The organism is Psychroserpens citreus (assembly GCF_055686305.1).
In genome coordinates, this window is record NZ_CM145999.1 from 105,539 (window position 1) to 128,280 (window position 22,742).

Sequence of the window (22,742 nt, forward strand, 5' to 3'; positions counted from 1 at the left end):
CATTGTTCTCTTTGTGTCCTTTCGGAAAATCCTGCGGATTTTCCTACGTTGTGGTTTTATTTGCTAACTTAGTTCCTAATCAACACAACGATATCATACACAAAACCGTTGTGCATAATGCGGAAAAACGATAAAAATTGAAAATTTGTACTATAAAAGCCAGCCGCATAAATAGCACATTTGTTTTTTTTCCAACGCAAAAGCCAACGCTAAAAAAACAAAAGAGCTATTTTAGCCAACGCTCGAATTAGCGACAGAAAAAAGAACAAAAACTGAATGAATTTAGATACGCAAAGCCTACAACCAATTATAAACTTTATCTGGACAGTCGCAGATGATGTACTGATAAACAAATACCTTGAAAATCAATATCAAGACGTGATTTTACCAATGACCGTTTTGAGAAGATTAGATTTGGCTCTTGAAAAAAGCAAAGACAAAGTCCTAAAAACTCACAACGAATTTAAATCCAAAATGGATAACCTTGATGGACTTTTAACAAGTAAAGAACACGGTTCTGGATTAGCATTTTACAACACTTCGCCATACACAATGAAAAAGTTGTTGGACGACCCAAAAAACATAGACAGTAACTTTTTAGATTACCTAAATGGCTATTCAGAAAATGTACAAGACATTATTTCTAAATTCAAATTCAGAAACCAATTAGAAACGCTTGAAAATGGTGGAATAACTTTTTCACTAATAGAAAAATACTGTAATCCGAAAGTTGAGTTGCGTCCTGAAAAAATATCGCCTATGGCAATGGGTTATATGTTTGAGGATTTGATACGCAGATTTAACGAAAAAACCAATGCAGCAGCAGGACGACACTTTACACCAAGAGAAATTATTGAATTAATGACCCATTTGGTGTATTTACCAGTAAAAGACCAAATACAAAACGGAACTTTTTTAGTGTACGACCCTTGTGCTGGTTCTGGAGCAATGCTTACCCAATCAAAAAAGTACGCAACAGACCCAGATGGAGAAGTCAAATCTAAAGCTACTTTCCATTTATACGGACAAGAGAATACAGGAGAAATGTATGCCACTTGTAAATCCGATATGTTACTTAAAAATGAAGACCCAGAAAAAATAAAATTTGGTTCTACATTAAGCGAATACGGTTTTGAACCCAATTTAAAATTCAATTTTATGTTGACCAATCCACCTTACGGAACAAGTTGGAAACAAGACATAGACAACTTAAATGTCGGTTCTGGAAAAAAAGTAGAAATTAACGACAGGAGATTTAATCTTTCAATAAAAAATCACAAAGGAGAACTCGAAGAAAAATGTTTGACTTCACGTAGTAATGATGGTCAGCTTATGTTTATGCTACATATGTTGTCTAAAATGAAAGACCCAAAAGATGGAGGAAGTCGTATTGCTTCTGTTCATAATGGTTCTGCCCTATTTACAGGAGATGCAGGAAGTGGAGAAAGTGGTATAAGACAATATATTATTGAGAATGACCTTTTAGAAACAGTAATAGCTCTTCCTTTAGATATGTTTTACAATACAGGACAACCTACATACATTTTAATTTTATCTAATAATAAAGCTAAATCAAGAAAAGGTTTTGTACAATTAATTAAAGCTGATACTTTCTTTAAAAAAATGACCAAAGCTCTTGGAAAGAAAAAAAGTGAATTGAATTCTGAACATATCAATAAAATTGTTGAATTATATTTAAGTAATGAAAATAATAAATATTCAAAAATCTACACAAATGAAGAATTTGGATACTATTCACTTAAAATCAAACATTCAGAGAAAGACTTTAAAGATAATCACGATATTAAAGATTTCGAATATATTTCACTAACCGAAAATATTGATGAATACATTATAAATGAAGTTTTAAAATATACACCAAATGCAAAACCAGATAAAAAATCTGCTAAAATTGGTTATTCAATAAACTTTATTGAAAAATTTCATCAAGCAAATGACTATCGAGAATTAAAAGACATAATTAGTGATATTGAATTATTAGAATCGAAAACTTTAGGTCTTTTAAATACCGTATTAAAATGAAATATAGAACTGACTTTATAGAAACCAAATATAAATGGCTTGGCGAAATTCCTTCAAATTGGGAATTAAAAAAGGTTAAGCATATTCTTTTTGAAGTAACACAAAAAACTGAAATTGGTAACGAAGAATTATTATCGCTTTCTCAATATACTGGAGTTGAAAAGAAGAAAGACAAATTAAAAGATAAAAATGATAATTTAACTAATGCTCAATCTTTAATTGGTTACAAAAAAGTTTATCAAAATCAATTAGTTAGCAACATAATGCTTGCTTGGAATGGTTCAATTGCAGTTTCAGAATATAACGGAATAATTAGTCCTGCATATTGCACATATTCATTTAGGGAAAACTACAACCCAAAATATTTTGAACATTTGTTCAAAACAGAAATTTATAAATCTGAATTTAAAAGAAAATCAACAGGTATTATCGAAAGTAGACTTCGTCTATATTCCGATAAATTTTATAATATCCCTTGTTTTGTTCCTGATATTGAAGAACAAAATAAAATTGTTGATTTTATAGAACTAAAGAAAAAGCAAATTAAAGTTTTAAAAAACTACAATTCTCTAATTTTTGGTAAAACAAATCCCAAAACAGGATTTTTGAAAGAATATCTTCAAACATTAATATTTAATGCAGTTTTTGGCAAAATTGATTTATCGAATTTTGGGAATGAAATGGATTTAGAGGAAGAAAATTTAGCATTAGTTGCTGAAGAAATCACAAAATATGGCGAAATAGATAATGAACAAATCAACTAACACAAAAGAAAACGGTTTTGAAAAACATATCGTTGACTATTTAGTTGACAGCAATAAATATGTTCAAAGAGAAAACACTAATTACGACAACGTAAATTGTATTGACGAAGATTTGTTGTTTCAGTTTTTAGAAGAGACTCAAACCAAAGCATTAGACAAATTAAAACGTTTCCATAAAGACCTTTATAAGCAAAAAATAGTAAAGCGTTTAAACGACCAAATAAAACAAAAAGGTGTTATAGAAGTATTGCGTAAAGGCATTGTAGATGGCTTTACAGATACAAAACTTCGTCTGTTTTACGATAAACCAGTTTCTCATTACAACCAAAAAGCAAATGATTTGTACCACACCAATATTTTTTCGGCTATGCGACAAGTCTATTTTTCACCACAAAATAAAAAATCGTTAGACATTGTCACGTTTATAAATGGTTTGCCAATAGTCAGTTTTGAATTAAAAAACGAACTCACCAAACAAAATGTAAACCACGCAATAAAACAATATAAAACAGACAGAGACCCAAACGAAGAAATTTTCCGTTTTGGTCGTTTGGTGGTCAACTTTGCAGTAGATACCGAAGAAGTTTGGATGTGTACAGAATTAAAAGGACAAAACTCTTTCTTTTTACCTTTCAACAAAGGATATAAAAATGGTGCAGGAAATCCACCAAAAGATGGTATTCGCACAGACTATTTATGGAAAGAGGTTTTGACAAAAGATAGTTTAACAAATATTATTCAAAACTATTCTCAAATCATTACCGAAGAAAAAGAATATTTAGATTCTAAAGGTAAAAAGCGTATTAAGAAAGTTAAGAAACTCATATTTCCGAGATTTCATCAATTAGCAGCAGTTCGTAATATTTTAGCAGATGCACAAGAAAATGGTGCAGGACAAAAATATTTGATTCAACATTCTGCTGGTTCTGGAAAAAGTAATTCCATTTCTTGGTTAGCACATCAATTAGTTGGCTTACATAATAAAGCAGGAGATAAAACTATTTTTGATACTGTAATTGTAATTACAGACCGAAGAGTTTTAGACAAGCAAATTAGAGATAATATTAAGCAATACCAACAAGTAAAAGGTGTTGTTCAAGCCATTACAGAAGGCAGTAAACAATTAAAAACTGCTTTAGAAGAAGGTAAAAAAATTATAATTACCACGATTCAAAAATTCCCTCATATTGTTGAAGAAATTGGAGATTTACCTGGAAATAATTTTGGAATCATAATAGACGAAGCACATAGTAGTTTGAGTGGGCAAATGGCTCGAAAGCTAAATGAAACATTAGCAAAAGTTTCAGATGAAGAAGAATTACAATCTGACCTTGAAAATTATGATGAAAACGAAAATGACGAAGTTACAGGAGAAGATTTAATTAGAGCAATGGTAAAAGCTCGTAAATTATTACCAAATGCAAGTTATTTCGCTTTTACAGCAACACCAAAGAATAAAACTTTAGAACTTTTTGGAGTTCCATATCAAGAAGATGATAAAACTAAATTTAGAGCATTTCATTTATATTCAATGAAACAAGCTATTGAAGAAGGTTTTATAAAAGATGTATTGCAGAATTATACAACATATCAAAGTTATTATGCTTTACTCAAAAAAATAGAAGACGACCCAGAATACGACAAAAAGAAAGCACAAAAGAAACTAAAAGCTTACGTAGAAAGTCACGAACACGCTATTAAGAAAAAATCAATTTTAATGATTAACCAATTTTTGGAGAATCTAAATAAGAAAGTTGGTGGCAAAGGAAAAGCTATGATGGTCACAAGTAGTCGTGCAAATGCAGTAAAGTACAAAAAAGCTTTTGACCAATATTTAAAAGACATTAATAGTCCTTATAAAGCTGTAGTTGGATTTTCTGGAGAAATAGATGGAGAAACCGAAGCAAGTTTAAATGGATTTCCAAGTGCTAAAATTCCTGATGAATTTGAAAAACAAGAATATCGTTTTTTATTAGTTGCAAACAAATTTCAAACAGGTTTTGACCAACCTTTACTGCATACAATGTTTGTAGACAAAAAATTAGGTGGTGTAAATGCTGTTCAAACATTATCTCGTTTAAACAGAAGTCATCCATTAAAGAAAGAAACGTTTGTTTTAGATTTTGCAAATACAGCAGAAGAAATAGAAAACTCGTTTAAACCTTATTTTGAAAGCACGATTTTAGGAGAAGCCACAGACCCAAATAAATTGTTTGATTTACAAGATGCTTTAGATAATTATCAAGTTTATACGAGAGAACAAGTTGAAGATTTTTCTAATCGGATTTTAGACAATGTTCCTGTTGACCAATTACACGCTTTATTGGATGAATCGAGTGATGTTTTCAGAAACGATTTAGAAGAAGAACAACAAGCAGACTTTAGAGCAAAAGTTAAAACCTATGTACGTTTGTATATTTTCCTTTCTCAAATTGTGGAATTTGAAAATGCGTATTTGGAAAGGCTTTATATTTTCTTGAATCACTTGCAAAATAAATTAGGTGGCGACACTTCTATAGATTTAGCACAAGGCATTTTGGATAATATTGATATGGATAGTTACCGATTGCAATTGGAATCAACTACCAATGTTGTTTTAGAACAAGGAGAAGATTTAAAACCTATTCCAACTGAAATGCGTGGTGGAGTAAACGACCCAGAAATTGACAGACTTTCGAGCATTTTGCAAACGTTTAATGAACGTTATGGAACTGAATTTGAAGACACAGACAAAGTCCGAAAAATGGCAGTAGATATTGCAGAAGGTGTTATGAATAACCAAGAAATGAAAAACTCAATGGAATATTCAGACGAACAGAACGCAAAAATTACGAATGACAAAGTTGTAGCGGATGAAATGCTGAAACACATAAACTCGAATTTCAATTTTTACAAGCATTATTCAGACAATAAGGAATTTAAAGAAGATGTGAATAATATGATTTTCGGACTGGTTAAAGAAATGTTGAATAAAGGAATTGGTGGAAACGCCAACCCTTAGAGCCATACACATTTGCAATTCGCTAAAGCCAACGCTACGCCAAAAATTGCAAAAGAGTATGTCTTGCCAACCCTCACATCCGAACTAAAAACAAACATCGGAAAACCAAGCTGAACGTGAAAAGCACTATGCACAACAACGTGTATAAAACATAGCTATTATAGGCTTTCCGAGAGGTTTTTGTATATTTACAAAGTACGCCAAATTTTTTATTTGGTTATATTTATAAAAGAAAATTAAACATAAAAATAAAAAATTCGGCTCGTGTTAAATCCGAAAAGTTAGCGTTTATTTATACGCTACGTTTCATACACAAGACCGTTGTAGGTAATTTAACCCAACCAAATGAACAAGTACATTTATTTAATTTTACCTTTTCTTTTTAGTTCTTGTTTAAATAAAACAAATGAATTAGAAAAAAGATTCTTGGAAAGTTATGCAAATGGAATTGGAGCATTTCCTCAAGAAATGACTGACCATTTTCCGAGTGAATTAAAAGCAGAAAAAAAACTTACCGTGAGTTATCCTTCTGGAGTTTATGCAATTGGAAAGGCAAGTATGATTTTCTCACATCAAGTTGACTCATCGGAATTTAATAAAGTTAAACGCAAATTGGAATTAAATAAATTTCAGTCGTATAAACCAACTGATAGTATTTTTATAATAGTTGGAGATACATTGGACTATTCTGATAAACTAAACGGAATTCCCTTACCGAATTTTGATTCCTATGAAAGGGACTTTGGAATAAACAGCAAGTACTTATCTGAATATCATAAAATTTATGTTCTTGAATCTAAATCTGGAAAATATTTGGCAGATGAAAACCTATCTTCTGGAAAAAATTTACCTGAAAAATGGAAAAACGGATTTTCAAGAGGAATAGCAACGAATGAAAAAGAATATGAATTAATATATTGGCTTTGTGTTTGGTAAAATAAAAACTACCTACAACAACGTGTATAACTAATTACTTGGTCTGTGTGTACTCGGAAAATCCTAGCGGATTTTCCTAATGGTTAGTTTCTTTTTTGCTAACTTAGTTCCAGCCAACGCAACTAGCCATAACACGAACACGTTCTACGCAATTTGAAAAACATCGTGCATAAAAGAAAATGAAACTGACAAACGACCAATTTGAGGCTGTGGCTTACATATTTGAAAGAGCTAACGGAAATAAAAAATCGGAATACGAAGAAAAAGTAATTGCGGAATCTGGATTAAATAACGTAAAACCATTTGAACTAGAAACTCAAATTATTAATGGAATAAATAACGGACTTTACTCGGACTCAAAAAAACGAATAAGCGCTTATTGGACTTTAAGTAAAATTCACAAAACTGAATTAATCCCGAACTTTAAAAAGTGGCTAAAAATAGAACTCGAAAATAAAAATGTCGATACTATTTATCAATTAATGATTGCATTAGGTAATTTGGAAGAACCTATTTTCAATATTGATAGAAATGGAAGTTCTGCTTTTAACGAAACAGAATTGAATTTGCGAGACGCAGAAAACTATTTAAAAAACTCATAAAATGGCAAGCAAATTTGTAACTTTTCGTCAAAACCCAAAAATTGAAATTCTATTTGGATTTTATGGAGGAAAGCTCATTCCAACAAAACAAGATAAGTTCAAACCTTTAGAGGCTTTTGAAATAGATAAAGACGGAAATGAAGTTGAGTTAAAAAACTTTTATGAAAGAAAAGAAGATAAAAACTCTATTCAAGAAATGAAAGACCTTGTGAGTGAATATGCAACCGAAGCTTTTAAAGAAAAAGGTATAATAAAAAAACCAGCAGATGTCGAAGTTGTATTATCATTTTCAGTTTTGGAAAGACGCTATAAAGAAGTTGATATTGATAATTTAACTAAAACAATATTAGATGGATTAACTGGAGTTGCATTCGAAGATGATGCTCAGGTTTCGAGCCTAATTGTAAATAAACACGTTCACGAAATGAAAATAAATGCTTTGTTTATTGGAATTACTGAATTAACTGAAGAAAACAAAGGGTTTGGGAATGATATTAAATTGTTTGGCGAAGTAGAATCGGAATAAAAACTGCGTAGAACACCGTGTATAATTCATTGCTAGTTATTGCCTACTTACGAAAGTCCTCGCGGACTTTCTATCTATGATTTATTTGCTAAATTTAGTGCTTAAACACGCAACGAAATCATACACAAACACGTTATGTGCAAGCTGAAAAAAACATAGAATATGCCAAAAATAATTGATGTTGGAGTTGAGCAAGACCATATCGAATCTTTAACGAGAGCGAGTGGAATTACAGCAATTTCTGAACTTATATGGAATTCTCTTGATGCCGACTCAACAGAAATTAAAATCGAATACGTTAAAAACAAACTTGGAGGATATGAGAACCTTATGGTTATTGACAACGGACTTGGAATTGAATATTCAAAAGCTCAAGACGTATTTGGCAGATTAGGTGGTTCAGAAAAGAAACTAACAAATACAAGTCCAAGCGGACGACATTATCACGGAAAAGAGGGAAAAGGAAGATATAAATCACTTGCGCTAGGAGATTTAGTGAAATTCACAAGTGTTTATAAAAATGGAGAATCATTAAAAGAGTTTACTGTAACGTTTGACCGAAATAATTTATCTCATTCAAACTTTAGTGATTTAAAAACACTTCCAAAGGGAAATGCGGAAACAGGTTTTAAAGTTGAAATTCAAAACGTAAACCAAGAAAATGTAAACCAAGCACTGGATTTTAAATTCAGAAAAGAAATAGAGCAAAAGTTTGCTTCTTATTGGATAAATTATAATGATTTCAATATTTACTTCAATGGTAACAAACTAGAATTTGAATCTTTAATAAAAAATACAGATGAAACAGACTTTCTCGTAGAAGACGGAGAATTATCATATCGTTTTGTAATTAAAGTAATCGAATGGAGTTTTGACATAAAAAAGAAAACATATTTGTGTAACACCAAAGGTGTTCCATTCAAAGAATTAAATCTTGGAATTAGGTCAACAATTCCTATTTCAATTTTTATACAGTCTATTTATGTAGAAAAGTTGCATAGAGAAAATCGAATTGATTTAGAGAATTTTGATGATATACTGCAAGGTGCTTATGGAGAGGCAAAAAAATTCGCTCGTGAGTATGTTAGAAAACGACTTCATTTATATTCTGGAGAATTTATTAACGAATTAAAATCAAAAGGACTTTATCCATATAAGGAAAATGCGGATTCACTTGTAGAGGAAAGCAAAAGACAAGTATTTGATATTGTTGCGCTTCAAGTCAATGAATACTTACCAGACTTTGAAAGTCAAGATGATAAAAGCAAAAAATTTACGCTTTCACTTATTAAAGAAGCATTAGAAAAAGATTCTTCTTCTCTTCAAAGAATTTTAACAGAGGTAATTGAATTACCTGATGAAAAAAGAGAGGAACTTGTTGAGATTTTAGAGGAAACATCATTGTCAAGTATTATAGATACTATGACAGAGATTAAAAACAGACTACGTTTTATTAATGGTCTAGAAGAATTAATTTATAATAAAGAATTAAACAAAAATGTATTAGAAAGAAAACATTTGCATAAAATTCTTGTAAACGAAACTTGGTTATTCGGAGATGAATATACTTATGGCGTTGATGACATTACACTCAAAAATGTTTTAAAAGAATATTTGAAACATTTAGGCAGAACGGATTTTGAAGAAACTGTAGCTAGTGAATCAAATACTGAATTACAAATTATTCCAGATGTTTGTCTTTGGAGACAATTCCCACAAGGAATTCCAGGTCACAAAACAAACTTAATAATTGAATTAAAAAAACCAAAAGTTGATGCAGGAGTTGACGAACTAATGCAAATAAAACTTTATGCAGCTAGAATTAGTAAAGACAAAAGATTTCCAAAAGAAAAAACTAAATGGAAATTCCTTTTAGTAACTAAAGATATCAAACCAGACATTGAATCGGAATTAGAACAAACCGATAGAAAATATGGACACGTAGTCGCTACTGATTTATATGATGTTTACGTTTTAACTTGGGGACATATTCTTAATGAAGCTAGAACTAGATACGAATTTATAAAAGACAAACTGAATTTGAATTTAATGGATAATCAACAAAATTTAGATTATTTAAAATCAAAATACAGCGAATATTTACCAAACGAACTGAAAAAAGCCAGCACATAACAACGTGTATAATTCATTGCTAGTACTCGCCTACTTACGAAAATCCTCGCGGATTTTCTATTCGGTTTGTATTTGCTAAATTAGTTGCTGAAACACGCAACGAAATCATACACAAACACGTTGTAAAACATTTAAAAACAAACTTCACTCAACAAAATGAATGGTTCACTCATTATCATTTTTCTGAAATACAAAAAGTAATTAATATTGATTAATCAAAACATAAAAATGAGACTATTCAATATCATATTATTTCTAACCCTAGCTAGTTCATCAGTTAGTGGGCAAAACAATTCAATCGATTCAACAGAATTAGATAATTTATATGTTCAAGCACTGAACAACAGATTTGATTTGTTGCTGTCAAGTGGATGGAAATACATAGAGTTGAACGAATATGGAAGTCGGATAGAAGGTTTGGATGTATCTGATCGATACAAATTCCTTACTAATAAAGAATTGACTGATTTGTCTATTAAAGAAAAGAAAAAAATTAATGCATTTAGAGTAACACATAAAATCATATCTAAAGATACAATAGACATAAATTTTGATTTGGTATTTACTGACAATGGCAAAGAAACGAATGGTTATCAACCTGGCATTCGCTTTGTATTTAATAAAAAAAATAAAGCTTGGGATATTTTAAGTAATGGATATCTTTTAAAATCAGAATTTCAATTTAAAGATGAATCTAAAAATCTATACGCATTCATCGGAAAAAAAATATCAGTCACGGAATTTGACCCAAACGAAAATAACATGCGAAAAATAATTGATACAATAACTGGAGATACTTTGATACGAGAAAGTTATGTTATGGACAGAGGGTTTAAAGCTAAATACAAAGTGGTGATAAATGTATTTAACGATTTAAAATCTGACACAATTGAATTCCTAGCCTACGATCACTACGGAAGACCAACGTTTGAGAATTATGAAAATGTATTACTGTACATATCATTGAGTAAAGAAAAAGGAAATTACTATCATCAAAAATACCAATTTGACCCAGTGGAAAAATCAACAGATGGAACATGGAAAGGATTGAAAGGAGAGAGTATTGAAAAGCTTTTTACAGACAAAAAGAATGGAGTTTTTAAGGCTCGTGGGCTTTTTAAGAAATAAAAAACGTTTCACAACAACGTGTATAATTAATTACTGGTGCAGCTTGTACTCGGAAAATCCTGCGGATTTCCCTAACGGTTCGTTCCCTTTTACTATCTTAGACCTAGCCAACATAACTAACCATACACGAACACGTTAGCTAAAATAGTGCATTGCCGAAAATTAATTAACCTCAGCTAACTTCCTTCACTATTCAAATCTTCGGATTTTTAAAAAATCAATTCAATCCTTTTATGGGAACTAAACGCTAGTATGGTTCGTGAATACCTAAATTCTTTTTGTAGTCTCATACATACTTGTAAATAGCTGGTAAGCGTTCTGATTCGTTCTTATTCCATAAAAGGTGGCTGTTTATAACTCTTAGGTGCAACCTAAATGCGAGTATGTTAGGTCTGTAATTGCTTCTGGCATTGTAGTCTTATACATATCTGTAAATTGTGAGATCGCATTTTCTCTCGGTTGCTTTTGGTTTATAAGCTAACTTTTAGCTTTGCCTAAGGACAGTGTTGCACTAAAATAGCTAACAACGCGTATAATAAATGCTTAAATAAAGCTTCAATTAAAAGCCTTATATTTAAACTCTATAATTATAGCGACGGAAAATCTTATCACTTTCTTTCGCACTTATCATACACAAACTCGTTAGCAACAAGCTGAAGAAACGACAATGTTTAACCGAATATTTAGGAAAAAATCAAAGGAACTGTCCAAAATTGAATATTGGAAGAAGTGGGAACTTTTTGAACTATTTGCGGACTTACATTTAGCCGAAAAAATGTTATCTGAATTTAAAGGTGGTTATTCAAACAAATTTTCATCTGCCGAGGAATTTTATAAAGCGTTTGTCGAAGAACTTTATGAAATTGAAAACGATAATGTTGCTGATTTTACTCAAATCTGGAATTGGTTTGCACCAACTTGCGATTGGGACGACTTTACTGGAATGGATGGTTCGGAATTAGGAAATAGAATTTTCAGTCGAGTAGATAATTGGAAAAAGAATCACGATTTCACTCACGGAACGAAAGTTTCACTAAATGGAGAATTCGGAATTGTAATTAAATCGGAATTGGACGAACCAAATTTGTGCGGAATTATTCGCTGGGATTCCAATCAAGAATCTGACGACGAAGATTGGAGAGGAATGTTTGGTTCTTTTCTAAATCAAGGTGGAAAAATAATAGACCAAAATCATCAATTTGAATTTATCAACGATGACGGAACATTAAAACAAGCGGAATAAATAAAAGTATAAAGCCAGTTGCTAACACCGTGTATAATTAATTATTAGTACAGCCTCTACTCGGAAAATCCTGCGGATTTCCCTAATGGTTCGTTCCCTTTTATTATCTTAGACCTTGCCAACATAACTAACCATACACGAACACGTTAGCTAAAATAGTGCATTGCCGAAAATTAATTAACCTCAGCTAACTTCCTTCACTATTCAAATCTTCGGATTTTTAAAAAATCAATTCAATCCTTTTATGGGAACTAAACGCTAGTATGGTTCGTGAATACCTAAATTCTTTTTGTAATCTCATACATACTTGTAAATAGCTGGTAAGCGTTCTGATTCGTTCTTATTCCATAAAAGGTGGCTGTTTATAACTCTTAGGTGCAACCTAAATGCGAGTATATTAGGTCTGTAATTGCTTCTGGCATTGTAGTCTTATACATATCTGTAAATTGTGAGATCGCATTTTCTCTCGGTTGCTTTTGGTTTATAAGCTAACTTTTAGCTTTGCCTAAGGGCAGTGTTGCACTAAAATAGCTAACAACGCGTATAATAAATGCTTAAATAAAGCTTCTTAGAAAATCTGTATATTTAAACTCTATAATAATAGCGACGGAAATTCTTATCACTTTCTTTCGCACTTATCATACACAAACACGTTGTGTACAATTTATGGGCAATCGCAAAAAAATGAGCAAAACAGTTATGTTTCAAGCTTTGGCACTTGAGAAATTAATTAGGTCTTGGAATTTGATCTCAGGCTCATCAAAAGGTGAATTCGATGCTTTAAGTCATAAACTAATTAGTCACCTATATCGAAAATCAGATTTTAAAACCTTAACAAGAGTGATTCAAAGTGAACTTATCTCATATTATGGTTTTGACATAGAAGATGATGAGGCAATCAATTTCGCTACAGAAGTTTCTAAGTGGTGGGAACTACAACCTTAATAATATAGCGAAAATGGAAAACAATCTTGAAAGAAAAAATCAAACCAAACGGAAAAATGCTTCTCTTACCTTAGAGGAATGGTTGACTTTCTTCTTTTTACCTTTTTTTACTCCAAAGCCCAATTATAGAGATGATCACTTTTCGGAATCTGAACTGAAAAGATTTCAGGATTATGGATTTGAAAACAAATTAAAAGAAGTGAAAAAAGTAAAGCTTTATGGCTATTTATTTTGGACTGGTTCTATTTTTTTGATTGCTTTTCTTAGCAAATAGATGCTACTAAATAACAAAAACTGTACACAACAACGTGTATAGTCAATTGCGGTATGTTGGCTAAGTAGATGATTTTTTCTTACTTTTAAAACAAAGTAATTCGGAAAGAAAGTCTGGCTCAGCCTCTCGCCTTTCTTTCCAACGGAATTTTCGCCGTAAACGGCTCATCCAAACGCAAAGGCGCTTGGCTGAAATTCCGCAACAAACCATACACAAACACGTTAGCTACAATTTAGATCATCCTATAGTTGAAAGAAAAAATCGTTAAATACAAACTATTTGAGTCACCAAATAATCTAAATGAAATAATTTCATCTGAAATCAATAAAAATGTTTTCAAAAAAAAATATAATCTGTCGGGAGAATATTCGAATGATGGAGGAATTGAAATCTACAATGGTATTTCTTTTATTACTTTTCAGCCTAATCTAGGACCATTAATAAAACTGAATATAACTTGTTTAAATTCAAATATCGATGGAACAGAAAGCATTCTAAAATTAACACGTATAAATGGAGTTACTTTTTATATACAATATTGGTTCTCTTTAATTTTTACTGTAATAACATTTACAATTAGTTTATATCTGATAATTATAAATGGATTTGATAAAATTGAAATTATGTTTCTCCCAATTATCGGCACAGCATATTTTTTTATCATTAAACTTATTGCAAATAGTTCAACAGATATCTTAATATCCAAAATTGAAAATATCTTGAAAACGGAAAGAATAAAAAATAAAAAACTATAGCTCACAAGTTTAAATAAAATGACATATCAAGAAATTAAAAAAATATCTATAATCATTTTTCATGTATTTTCTCTTATGCTTTTGTTCGTTTCTACTTCTCTACTTTTAGATCACATATTTAAAAATGGAATATACCAAACCAATGAAGTAAATTCTTTTGCCATAAACATTCCAGCACTTATATCTTTATTTACAATTTTTATTGGATTAGTCAGCTGGTTAATAATTATTATTAGATGGATTCGTAAATCCAAATTGGAATTTTATATGAAGTCTATTTTTATAACCAAAACTATTTTAATAATTGGATCTGTAATTCTATTAGCAATGATATAAACAGTAGCTAACAATGTGTATAGTTCATGCTTGCATTTGAACTTCGAATTAAATTTATATCTTTAAACATACAAGTATGTTTTTCTTGGAAAAATTGCAAGACTCAGCTTTGCTCCTTTTTTCCATCGGATTTTTCGCCACAAGTGGCTCATCCTTGCGCAAGGCGCTTCGGCTGAAAATCCGCACGAAACCATACACAAACACGTTAGCTAAAATAGTGCATTGCCGAAAATTAATTAACCTCAGCTAACTTCCTTCACTATTCAAATCTTCGGATTTTTAAAAAATCAATTCAATCCTTTTATGGGAACTAAACGCTAGTATGGTTCGTGAATACCTAAATTCTTTTTGTAATCTCATACATACTTGTAAATAGCTGGTAAGCGTTCTGATTCGTTCTTATTCCATAAAAGGTGGCTGTTTATAACTCTTAGGTGCAACCTAAATGCGAGTATATTAGGTCTGTAATTGCTTCTGGCATTGTAGTCTTATACATATCTGTAAATTGTGAGATCGCATTTTCTCTCGGTTGCTTTTGGTTTATAAGCTAACTTTTAGCTTTGCCTAAGGGCAGTGTTGCACTAAAATAGCTAACAACGCGTATAATAAATGCTTAAATAAAGCTTCTTAGAAAATCTGTATATTTAAACTCTATAATAATAGCGACGGAAAATCTTATCACTTTCTTTCGCACTTATCATACACAAACTCGTTGTGTGCAAGCTGAACAAAATGATGAACTTCAAAATAAAAATCGGAATTATTTTCTTTTATGCTCTTATCGCGAATATTGCGTTTGGACAAAAAGATTCATTAAACACTAATTGGAATAAAATAATTGTGGGTAAATGGGTTAATAAAATTGATCGAACTATAGACGGAAAAGAATACGTAGGATTGAATTGCCGAGACACAATTCAATATATATCTAACGGTAAATACATATCAAAACAGTGCGCTTGGAATGAAACTGGAAAGTGGAAATTATCTGATAAAGGAAATAAAATAATACATTTTGATATTGACAATGAATACTGGAAAAAAGAATTAGTAACTGATGATTTAGGAGAAGCTCATTGTAAAATAATCTCGTTAACTGAATCAGAATTAGTTACTCAATTATTCAGTGAAGATAAAGGTGAAATTCACCAATTCTATGTGAAGTTGGAATAAAAGCCAACACACAACAACGTGTATAGTTAATTACTAGTTCAGCCTGCACTCGGAAAATCCTGCGGATTTCCCTAATGGTTCGTTTCCTTTTACTAACTTTAACCTAGCCATCGTAACTAACCATACACGAACACGTTGCCCACAATTAAAAACCAACATTGAAACAGTCAAAAGACCATCATTTTATTCCAATCTTTTTTCAGAAAGGATTTTGTGATGAAAATGAACTGATTTATGTTTATGACAAAAAAATAGACAAGATTTATCCGCCTTCAATTCCTGACAGAAGGTTTTTCAAAAAGAACCTTAATAACGTAATACACGAAAATAAAATTATTTCGAGTTCGGAAGTTGACCTTTATGGTCGAATTGATAGTTTTGGAAGTAAAATTGTAAAAAAATTTATTGAGAATAAAAGTTTAACTGATTCCTCTACTGATTTTGAAAAAACTGACCTCTTAAATTTTATGATAAACTTGTTTTGGCGGACACCTACTTCAGATTTAATATTGAGGGATTTAATTAAAAAAGAAGGTCTTTGTAATTCATATTTTGGATTGTACGATGAAAATTCTGGAAAAAGATACTCAAATGATGATGCTTTTATCAAAGAAATAAAAGATAAGATTCATACAGATATAGAATTTGCAAAGCATTTAAAACCAGTTGTAGCAAATTCTGATGCAAGTAAAATAGAAATCAATAGACTAATAAAATTGTGGAAATTATTTAGTCTAAATTCCAATTCTAATAACGAATTTTTAATTGGAGATATGCCTTTTCTATACCTAAATGACAATCCGACTTTAGAAAATGTATTTGAGAAAATTATTTTCCCCATTTCTAAAAATAAAACTTTGATATTGAATGAAAAAAATCCGTCGTTTATCGATGATTATACTGTTAATGGAATTAATCTTTGCATTATGAACAAATCGGAGAGGTTTATTGGTTCTGGAAACAAAGAATTACTTGATTACTATGTCGAGTATTATAAAGAATCTAATAAGGTAAATGATTCTGAATTTACAGTTGGAAATTTATTTGAGCATATTGAATATCTGACAAAATTTAAGGATATGACAGACTATTTGTGGAATAAATAACTGTGGGCAACACCGTGTATAATTCATTGCTAGTTCTAGCATACTTACGAAAGTCCTCGCGGACTTTCTATCTGTGATTTATTTACTAAATTAGTTGCTGAAACACGCAACGAAATCATACACAAACACGTTGTGCTTCATTATGACAAACCTCTAACCAATGATAAAATTTTTTAGAAAAATTAGACAGAACTTACTTTCTGAAAACAAATTCAGCAAGTATCTGATTTATGCAATTGGAGAAATAGTTCTTGTCGTTATTGGAATTTTAATTGCTTTACAGATTAATAATTGGAATACGAATAAGCAATTACGTCAATCGGAATTAGAAACGCTATCTGAAATACAAGTGGCACTTAATCAAGATGTATCAGTTTTATCTAATAATTTAAAGAATTTAGAAAATAAAATACTTCATAGTAGAGAAGTAATATTACATATTGAGAAAAAACTGCCTTATGACAAAAAACTGGATGGCTTATTTATGGACGTTTACTATCACAGAGGCTACAAAACTTTTAACAACTCTGGTTTTGAGTTATTAAAAGAAAGAGGTTTTGATATTATTCAAAATACCGAATTAAGAAAACGAATCACGCAACACTATACAACAGATTTGGCAGATATAAACGGAATTCTATCAAGAATTGAACAATTAGGTTTGATTCAAGCCGAAAATATATACGATAACTTTAAAATTACTAAAATTTCAGAGGGCTTTGGCGGATTGATGATAGCTTATGATTACAAGCTACTATTGAATGACCCAAAAGTTTTAGGGCCATTTTACCATTTGGAACTTTTAAATTTGGCATACGAACGAAATTTAATGAGATTCAAAGAAAAAACTGAAAAGACATTAAAAATGGTTAACAACGAATTGAAAAACCGTATAAAATAACGAAAGCACAACAACGTGTATAGCTCATTGCGGCTGAATTCCTCATCAGAATTCATTGCAATTTGCTATCTTTCGGTTACGGCGGAAAATCATAGCTGATTTTCCGCAACGAGCCATACACAAAACCGTTACCATACATTTGAGAAAATGACGAACACATTAAAATATTTAGGACTGATTTTAATATTTTTCTTTATCGGATTTATAATTCGAGATTTGTTTTTTGACTTTTCTCATTCTCAAATAGCCAACAAAACTATAAGGATTGGAAGCCGAACTGTAAGCGGACAATTTTATTCTCATATTTTATTCGCATTATCTATCGGAATTCTTCCACTACTCTATCTGATTATAAAAAAAATTACGAAAATTACCTTTTTTAATAAAGGCTTAATTTCGTTTGGAATAATAGTTGTTTGTGGAATTTCACTATGGCTATTCAGAATATTTCAATTAAAAAATAGATTTCAAAATATATCTAATTTTTATAATGGAAGTGAAATTAAAACAGAACTTAATTTTAGCACTATGAGTCTGAACAGTATGAATTTTGGACTTTATTTATTCATAGGTTTTTTAATCGGAACAGTATTGAGTATTTTGATTTATAGGAATCAATACAAAACAGTAACTGAATAAAAAACGTATGGTAACACCGTGTATAATTAATTGCTTTGGTCGTTGCTTATTTGGAAAATTCCTTCGGAATTTTCTCGCGTTCGTTTTTGTTTACTAAATTAGTTGCTGAAACACGCAACGAAATCATACACAAACACGTTGGCATGCATAAGTAAAATGAACATCCCGAAATCAATTATTTACACATTTTATTATACAATTTTCACTACTATTATTGCTCTATGGGCTTTTTTAGTTCCTTTCGAAGAATACTCTTGGCTAATTAATAATGGTCATTTTTTTAATTCTATTCTGACTTTAGGTTGCATAGCACTTTTTTTAAAAACAAAGAAGGTATGGATTTCTTTAAATTGAAGTCCACGAAGCTTAAATTTTACTTAATCGCATTCGTAATCGGACTTTTTTTCCCTCTAATTAGAGCAGTTTTAAGGTCTATATACTTTCAGGAAAATTTAAATACTATTTTGACATATCAATTTGATATTTCAAGAATAAATTCTATTGCCATTGTTGCCTCAATACTAATTGTTCCTGTCATTGAAGAGTTCTTTTTTAGAAAATTTATTCAAGGAAAGCTGAGTGAAAATTATAACGGACTTGTTTCGATATTAATTACGTCTTTACTTTTTGCCTTCATTCATATTCCATTTATTTCGTTCTTCTCAGAATATATTGAGTTTTCAATGTATCATCCGTTTTCGACATTTTTTGGTGGAATAATTATGGGTTTGTTTTTTTATAAATCCAAATCAGTTGGTCCTTCAATTGTTTTACATATGATTTGGAATATTATGGCTTATACAATATTTAATTAACGACATGCCAACACCGTGTATAATTAATTGCTTTGGCAAGTACTTATTTGGAAAATTCCTTCGGAATTTTCTCAGGTTCGTATTTGTTTATTAATTTAGTTGCTTAACCACGCAACTAACCATACACAACAACGTTAGCCACAATTTATGAAAAGCACAATCGGAAAAATATTTAAGAATCAAACAATATTCTCGATTTTGGGAATAATTCTGATATTGGTTGGACTTCCGATTGGAATCAACGGATTGACCTTAAATGGTGGTGGAAGTTTGGGTGGTGCAATTATCTTATTTGGAGTTTTAATTGTAGTATTAATTGTAATTCTGGACAGAATTTTTGCAAAAAGAGTAAACACAAAAAAATTAAACGGAATTGAGCTTGCGCTTTTGATTGTTGGAATTACAATCTTTTCATTCGCAAAACGTGAAATAATTATTGATTTGAGAGATAGGAAAACTGACTATTTTGTTGTGGTTGAAAATAACGGAACTTTAAAAAATTCTGAATTAAATTATTCCTTTCCGTTCAATAAAAAAATGGAATTTAGAGACAATATTGGAATTATAAACTCAATCGCTGACAATTATCAACTGATTGAATTGGAAAGCCCAAATAACTGGAAATCTCAAAGAATGCAACCTTGGAAAATGAATGATTTTAAAATAAGGTTTTATTCAAACGGAGACTTAAGATTTACCGAAAATGAAGTTGACTCGATAATAAAAAAAGAAATGAAAACAGTGGCTAACAACGTGTATAGTGCATTGCTCCTTCCCTAACTTTTCGGAATAATTATCGGAAACTCCAACGTTCTAGTTTTATTTACTATTTTAGTTCTAAACCATCGCAACGACATCATACACAAACACGTTACACCAAATAGCTCCGAACTTACTCCTGCGGAAACCCATACTCTGAATTATTTCTCACTCAACTCTGAATTTAACTCAGAATCGGAATCTTACTCGTGCGGAATTTTGAGCAACTTTGCGGAACTTAATACTCCTGCGGAATGGACTGTTTACTCTAACTCGGAATCCACTCCTGCTTCAACGCTCTAATCATTCGTGATCACTCTTTTGTGTCGTAACTATTAGGTAACAATGTGTATAATTCATTGTTCGCTTTGTGTCCTTTCGGAAAATCCTGCGGATTTTCCTACGTTGTGGTTTTATTTGCTAACTTAGTTCCTAATCAACACAACGATATCATACACAAAACCGTTGTAAGTAATGCGGAAATCGAGCTAAAATTGAACATTTGAACTAAAAAAGCCAACCACACAAACAGCACATTTATTTTTTTGCCAACGCGAAAAGCCAACGCAAAAAAAAATAAAAGAGCTGTTTCTTGCCAACGCTCACTCACGATATTACGAGGAACATTTCCACCATATTTCAGGGAACTTTTGCTATATTACAGCCGAATTGAAAAAATTAGGTTTAAATGAACCGAATTAAAGAAGTCCTGAAAGACAAAGGAATTACGCAAACTTGGCTTGCCAAACAAATGGACAAGAGCTATAATACTGTAAATGAATACGCTCGAAATAAAAGACAACCGAGTTTGGAAGATTTATACGAAATAGCAGAAATCCTTAATGTTTCAGCAAAGGATTTACTAATCGACAAAACGGAATTGAAGTGAGTAAAAAAGAAAAAAACCTTGATATTTTTATTAGCAAACTTTTAGATAATGCTAAAATTAAATATAGTGCTGACGGAAGTAGCATCAAAGAAGTTAATGATGCATTAAAAACAGCTTCCAAAAAAGGAACAGGACGTGTCGGATTTCCAGAATTCGTGGGTATTTCTAATGATTTTATTATCGTAATTGAGGATAAAGCTGATTTAGAAAAGCAAGCTAACTATGTTAACGAGGAACAAGCGGAATATAAAGTAGACACTAAATCTCTTAAAGATTACGCAGAAAATGGAGCATTGCATTACGGAAAGCACATAATAGAAAACACAAATTTCAAGAAGGTATTTGCATTTGGTTGTTCTGGAGACGAAAAACACCATATAATTAGACCAATTTATATTGACTCAAGCGGTTACAAACTTTTACAACCAGTTGATAATTTTGAGAATTTTTCAGCTAAAAACATTGAGAAATATTATAAAGAACAAGTATTAGGCGAAACACCACCTGAAATTTTAGAAACAGAAGAAATAATAAAGAAAGCTGGAGAATTACACGAAATGCTTCGTAATTATGGACAGCTTCGTGATACAGAAAAACCTTTAGTTGTTTCTGCTATTCTTTTAGCATTAAGTGAGAAAACTTTTAAAATAGAACATTTAGAAGGCGATACAGTAAAAACTGATGGAGACATAATCTTTGACGCTTTAATTTCTCATATGAAACGTGTTCAAGTCCAGCCAGAAGTTAAAAAACAACAATTACTTAATCAGTTCATCATAATAAAAGATAGAACTATTTTAAACAAAAAAGACGAACGTTTAAAAGAAGAAACTTCTAAAGAAACATATTTAGAAAAATCACCATTAAGATACTTTACAGAATATATCCAAAAAAATATAATTAGTTCAATAAAAGCAAATACAGCTGAAGATATACTCGGGAAATTTTACGGAGAATTTATTAGTTATGGTGGTGGAGACGGACAAACTTTAGGAGTTGTTTTAACACCTAAACATATTACTGAACTTTTTTGCGAATTAGTAGACTTAAAACCTTCTGACAATGTTTTTGACCCTTGTTGCGGAACTGGTGGATTTTTAATTTCTGCAATGCACAAAATGTTAGAACAAGCAAAACTAGAAGAAATTGAAACTATAAAAAAACATAGACTTCACGGAATTGAAATTAGAGAAGATATGTTTGCTATTGCATCTACAAATATGATTTTGCGTGGAGATGGAAAAAGTAATTTGCTTAAAGATGATTTTTTAAGAATGCCAATCAGCAAATTAAGAGAGAAAAATTATACTGTTGGTTTTATAAATCCACCTTATTCACAAGCAAAAGGAAAAGATACTTCTCATTTATCTGAAATCCATTTTACAGAACATTTATTAGATGGTTTGGCGGATAATGCAAGATGTGTATTAATCGTACCTCAATCTACAATGGTTGGTAAAACCAAAGAAGACAAACAAGTTAAAAAACGAATATTAGAAAAACACACTTTAGAAGGCGTAATTACTTTAAATAAAGAAACGTTTTATGGTGTTGGCACAAATCCTTGTCTTGCCATATTTTCAGCCCACAAACCACATTCTACTAATAAATTTTGCAAATTTATAAATTACGAAGACGATGGTTTTATTGTTAGAAAGCATCTTGGCTTGGTAGAATCTGAAAGAGCAAAAGAACGAAAGCACAACAACGTGTATAGCTAATTATTCGTACAGCTTGTACTCGGAAAATCCTGCGGATTTCCCTAACGGCTCGT

General features: G+C 30.9%; 19 protein-coding genes. All 19 read left to right on the forward strand.

Going from position 1 to position 22,742, the window contains the following annotated elements; genetic code table 11:
• Window positions 1-276 precede the first annotated feature (276 nt).
• Complete coding sequence (locus tag ACTU6T_RS00550) at window positions 277-2,043, forward strand: type I restriction-modification system subunit M (RefSeq protein WP_460219314.1); 1,767 nt, start codon at window positions 277-279, stop codon at window positions 2,041-2,043.
• Window positions 2,040-2,807 carry a restriction endonuclease subunit S gene (locus tag ACTU6T_RS00555; protein ID WP_460219315.1) on the forward strand — a complete coding sequence of 256 codons (768 nt, stop codon included), beginning with the start codon at window positions 2,040-2,042 and terminating at the stop codon, window positions 2,805-2,807. The genes ACTU6T_RS00550 and ACTU6T_RS00555 overlap by 4 nt, the downstream gene beginning before the upstream one ends.
• Window positions 2,791-5,808 carry a type I restriction endonuclease subunit R gene (locus tag ACTU6T_RS00560; protein WP_460219316.1) on the forward strand — a complete coding sequence of 1,006 codons (3,018 nt, stop codon included), beginning with the start codon at window positions 2,791-2,793 and terminating at the stop codon, window positions 5,806-5,808. Before ACTU6T_RS00555 ends, ACTU6T_RS00560 begins: the two co-directional genes overlap by 17 nt.
• A 345-nt stretch (window positions 5,809-6,153) precedes the next feature.
• Window positions 6,154-6,744, forward strand: a complete 591-nt coding sequence (locus tag ACTU6T_RS00565) for a hypothetical protein (RefSeq protein WP_460219317.1) — start codon at window positions 6,154-6,156, stop codon at window positions 6,742-6,744.
• A 179-nt stretch (window positions 6,745-6,923) separates the two neighbouring features.
• Window positions 6,924-7,346, forward strand: a complete 423-nt coding sequence (locus ACTU6T_RS00570; protein ID WP_460219318.1) for a hypothetical protein — start codon at window positions 6,924-6,926, stop codon at window positions 7,344-7,346.
• A 1-nt stretch (window position 7,347) separates the two neighbouring features.
• On the forward strand, window positions 7,348-7,872 hold the full coding sequence (locus ACTU6T_RS00575) for a RusA family crossover junction endodeoxyribonuclease (RefSeq protein ID WP_460219319.1): 525 nt from the start codon (window positions 7,348-7,350) through the stop codon (window positions 7,870-7,872).
• A 162-nt stretch (window positions 7,873-8,034) separates the two neighbouring features.
• On the forward strand, window positions 8,035-10,005 hold the full coding sequence (locus ACTU6T_RS00580) for an ATP-binding protein (protein ID WP_460219320.1): 1,971 nt from the start codon (window positions 8,035-8,037) through the stop codon (window positions 10,003-10,005).
• A 228-nt stretch (window positions 10,006-10,233) separates the two neighbouring features.
• A complete protein-coding gene (locus tag ACTU6T_RS00585; protein ID WP_460219321.1) occupies window positions 10,234-11,133 on the forward strand; it encodes a hypothetical protein in 900 nt (299 codons plus the stop codon).
• 667 nt (window positions 11,134-11,800) lie between these two features.
• Window positions 11,801-12,376, forward strand: a complete 576-nt coding sequence (locus ACTU6T_RS00590) for a hypothetical protein (protein ID WP_460219322.1) — start codon at window positions 11,801-11,803, stop codon at window positions 12,374-12,376.
• A gap of 684 nt (window positions 12,377-13,060) precedes the next feature.
• Window positions 13,061-13,321, forward strand: coding sequence for a hypothetical protein (locus tag ACTU6T_RS00595; protein WP_460219323.1), 261 nt, complete (start codon window positions 13,061-13,063; stop codon window positions 13,319-13,321).
• A 13-nt stretch (window positions 13,322-13,334) separates the two neighbouring features.
• Window positions 13,335-13,595 carry a hypothetical protein gene (locus ACTU6T_RS00600; RefSeq protein WP_460219324.1) on the forward strand — a complete coding sequence of 87 codons (261 nt, stop codon included), beginning with the start codon at window positions 13,335-13,337 and terminating at the stop codon, window positions 13,593-13,595.
• A 248-nt stretch (window positions 13,596-13,843) separates the two neighbouring features.
• The gene (locus ACTU6T_RS00605; protein ID WP_460219325.1) at window positions 13,844-14,350 is read left to right on the forward strand and encodes a hypothetical protein; all 507 of its coding nucleotides are present in this window, start codon (window positions 13,844-13,846) and stop codon (window positions 14,348-14,350) included.
• A 1,068-nt stretch (window positions 14,351-15,418) separates the two neighbouring features.
• Complete coding sequence (locus tag ACTU6T_RS00610; protein ID WP_460219326.1) at window positions 15,419-15,859, forward strand: hypothetical protein; 441 nt, start codon at window positions 15,419-15,421, stop codon at window positions 15,857-15,859.
• 158 nt (window positions 15,860-16,017) lie between these two features.
• Window positions 16,018-16,965 carry a DUF4238 domain-containing protein gene (locus ACTU6T_RS00615; protein ID WP_460219327.1) on the forward strand — a complete coding sequence of 316 codons (948 nt, stop codon included), beginning with the start codon at window positions 16,018-16,020 and terminating at the stop codon, window positions 16,963-16,965.
• 160 nt (window positions 16,966-17,125) lie between these two features.
• A complete protein-coding gene (locus tag ACTU6T_RS00620; protein ID WP_460219328.1) occupies window positions 17,126-17,866 on the forward strand; it encodes a DUF6090 family protein in 741 nt (246 codons plus the stop codon).
• Between the two features lie 1,103 nt (window positions 17,867-18,969).
• Complete coding sequence (locus tag ACTU6T_RS00625) at window positions 18,970-19,320, forward strand: CPBP family intramembrane glutamic endopeptidase (RefSeq protein ID WP_460219329.1); 351 nt, start codon at window positions 18,970-18,972, stop codon at window positions 19,318-19,320.
• Window positions 19,321-19,467: 147 nt separating this feature from the next.
• Complete coding sequence (locus tag ACTU6T_RS00630; RefSeq protein WP_460219330.1) at window positions 19,468-20,100, forward strand: hypothetical protein; 633 nt, start codon at window positions 19,468-19,470, stop codon at window positions 20,098-20,100.
• A 667-nt stretch (window positions 20,101-20,767) separates the two neighbouring features.
• A complete protein-coding gene (locus ACTU6T_RS00635; RefSeq protein ID WP_460219331.1) occupies window positions 20,768-20,968 on the forward strand; it encodes a helix-turn-helix transcriptional regulator in 201 nt (66 codons plus the stop codon).
• Window positions 20,965-22,689 (forward strand): HsdM family class I SAM-dependent methyltransferase, encoded by a 1,725-nt coding sequence (locus tag ACTU6T_RS00640; RefSeq protein WP_460219332.1) that lies wholly within the window; start codon window positions 20,965-20,967, stop codon window positions 22,687-22,689. Before ACTU6T_RS00635 ends, ACTU6T_RS00640 begins: the two co-directional genes overlap by 4 nt.
• Window positions 22,690-22,742: the final 53 nt, after the last annotated feature.

Coding starts and splice junctions, on each gene's coding strand:
- ACTU6T_RS00550 (WP_460219314.1), top strand. CDS start 277: ATGAATTTAGATACGCAAAGCCTACAACCAATTATAAACTTTATCTGG.
- ACTU6T_RS00555 (WP_460219315.1), top strand. CDS start 2,040: ATGAAATATAGAACTGACTTTATAGAAACCAAATATAAATGGCTTGGC.
- ACTU6T_RS00560 (WP_460219316.1), top strand. CDS start 2,791: ATGAACAAATCAACTAACACAAAAGAAAACGGTTTTGAAAAACATATC.
- ACTU6T_RS00565 (WP_460219317.1), top strand. CDS start 6,154: ATGAACAAGTACATTTATTTAATTTTACCTTTTCTTTTTAGTTCTTGT.
- ACTU6T_RS00570 (WP_460219318.1), top strand. CDS start 6,924: ATGAAACTGACAAACGACCAATTTGAGGCTGTGGCTTACATATTTGAA.
- ACTU6T_RS00575 (WP_460219319.1), top strand. CDS start 7,348: ATGGCAAGCAAATTTGTAACTTTTCGTCAAAACCCAAAAATTGAAATT.
- ACTU6T_RS00580 (WP_460219320.1), top strand. CDS start 8,035: ATGCCAAAAATAATTGATGTTGGAGTTGAGCAAGACCATATCGAATCT.
- ACTU6T_RS00585 (WP_460219321.1), top strand. CDS start 10,234: ATGAGACTATTCAATATCATATTATTTCTAACCCTAGCTAGTTCATCA.
- ACTU6T_RS00590 (WP_460219322.1), top strand. CDS start 11,801: ATGTTTAACCGAATATTTAGGAAAAAATCAAAGGAACTGTCCAAAATT.
- ACTU6T_RS00595 (WP_460219323.1), top strand. CDS start 13,061: ATGAGCAAAACAGTTATGTTTCAAGCTTTGGCACTTGAGAAATTAATT.
- ACTU6T_RS00600 (WP_460219324.1), top strand. CDS start 13,335: ATGGAAAACAATCTTGAAAGAAAAAATCAAACCAAACGGAAAAATGCT.
- ACTU6T_RS00610 (WP_460219326.1), top strand. CDS start 15,419: ATGATGAACTTCAAAATAAAAATCGGAATTATTTTCTTTTATGCTCTT.
- ACTU6T_RS00620 (WP_460219328.1), top strand. CDS start 17,126: ATGATAAAATTTTTTAGAAAAATTAGACAGAACTTACTTTCTGAAAAC.
- ACTU6T_RS00630 (WP_460219330.1), top strand. CDS start 19,468: ATGAAAAGCACAATCGGAAAAATATTTAAGAATCAAACAATATTCTCG.
- ACTU6T_RS00635 (WP_460219331.1), top strand. CDS start 20,768: ATGAACCGAATTAAAGAAGTCCTGAAAGACAAAGGAATTACGCAAACT.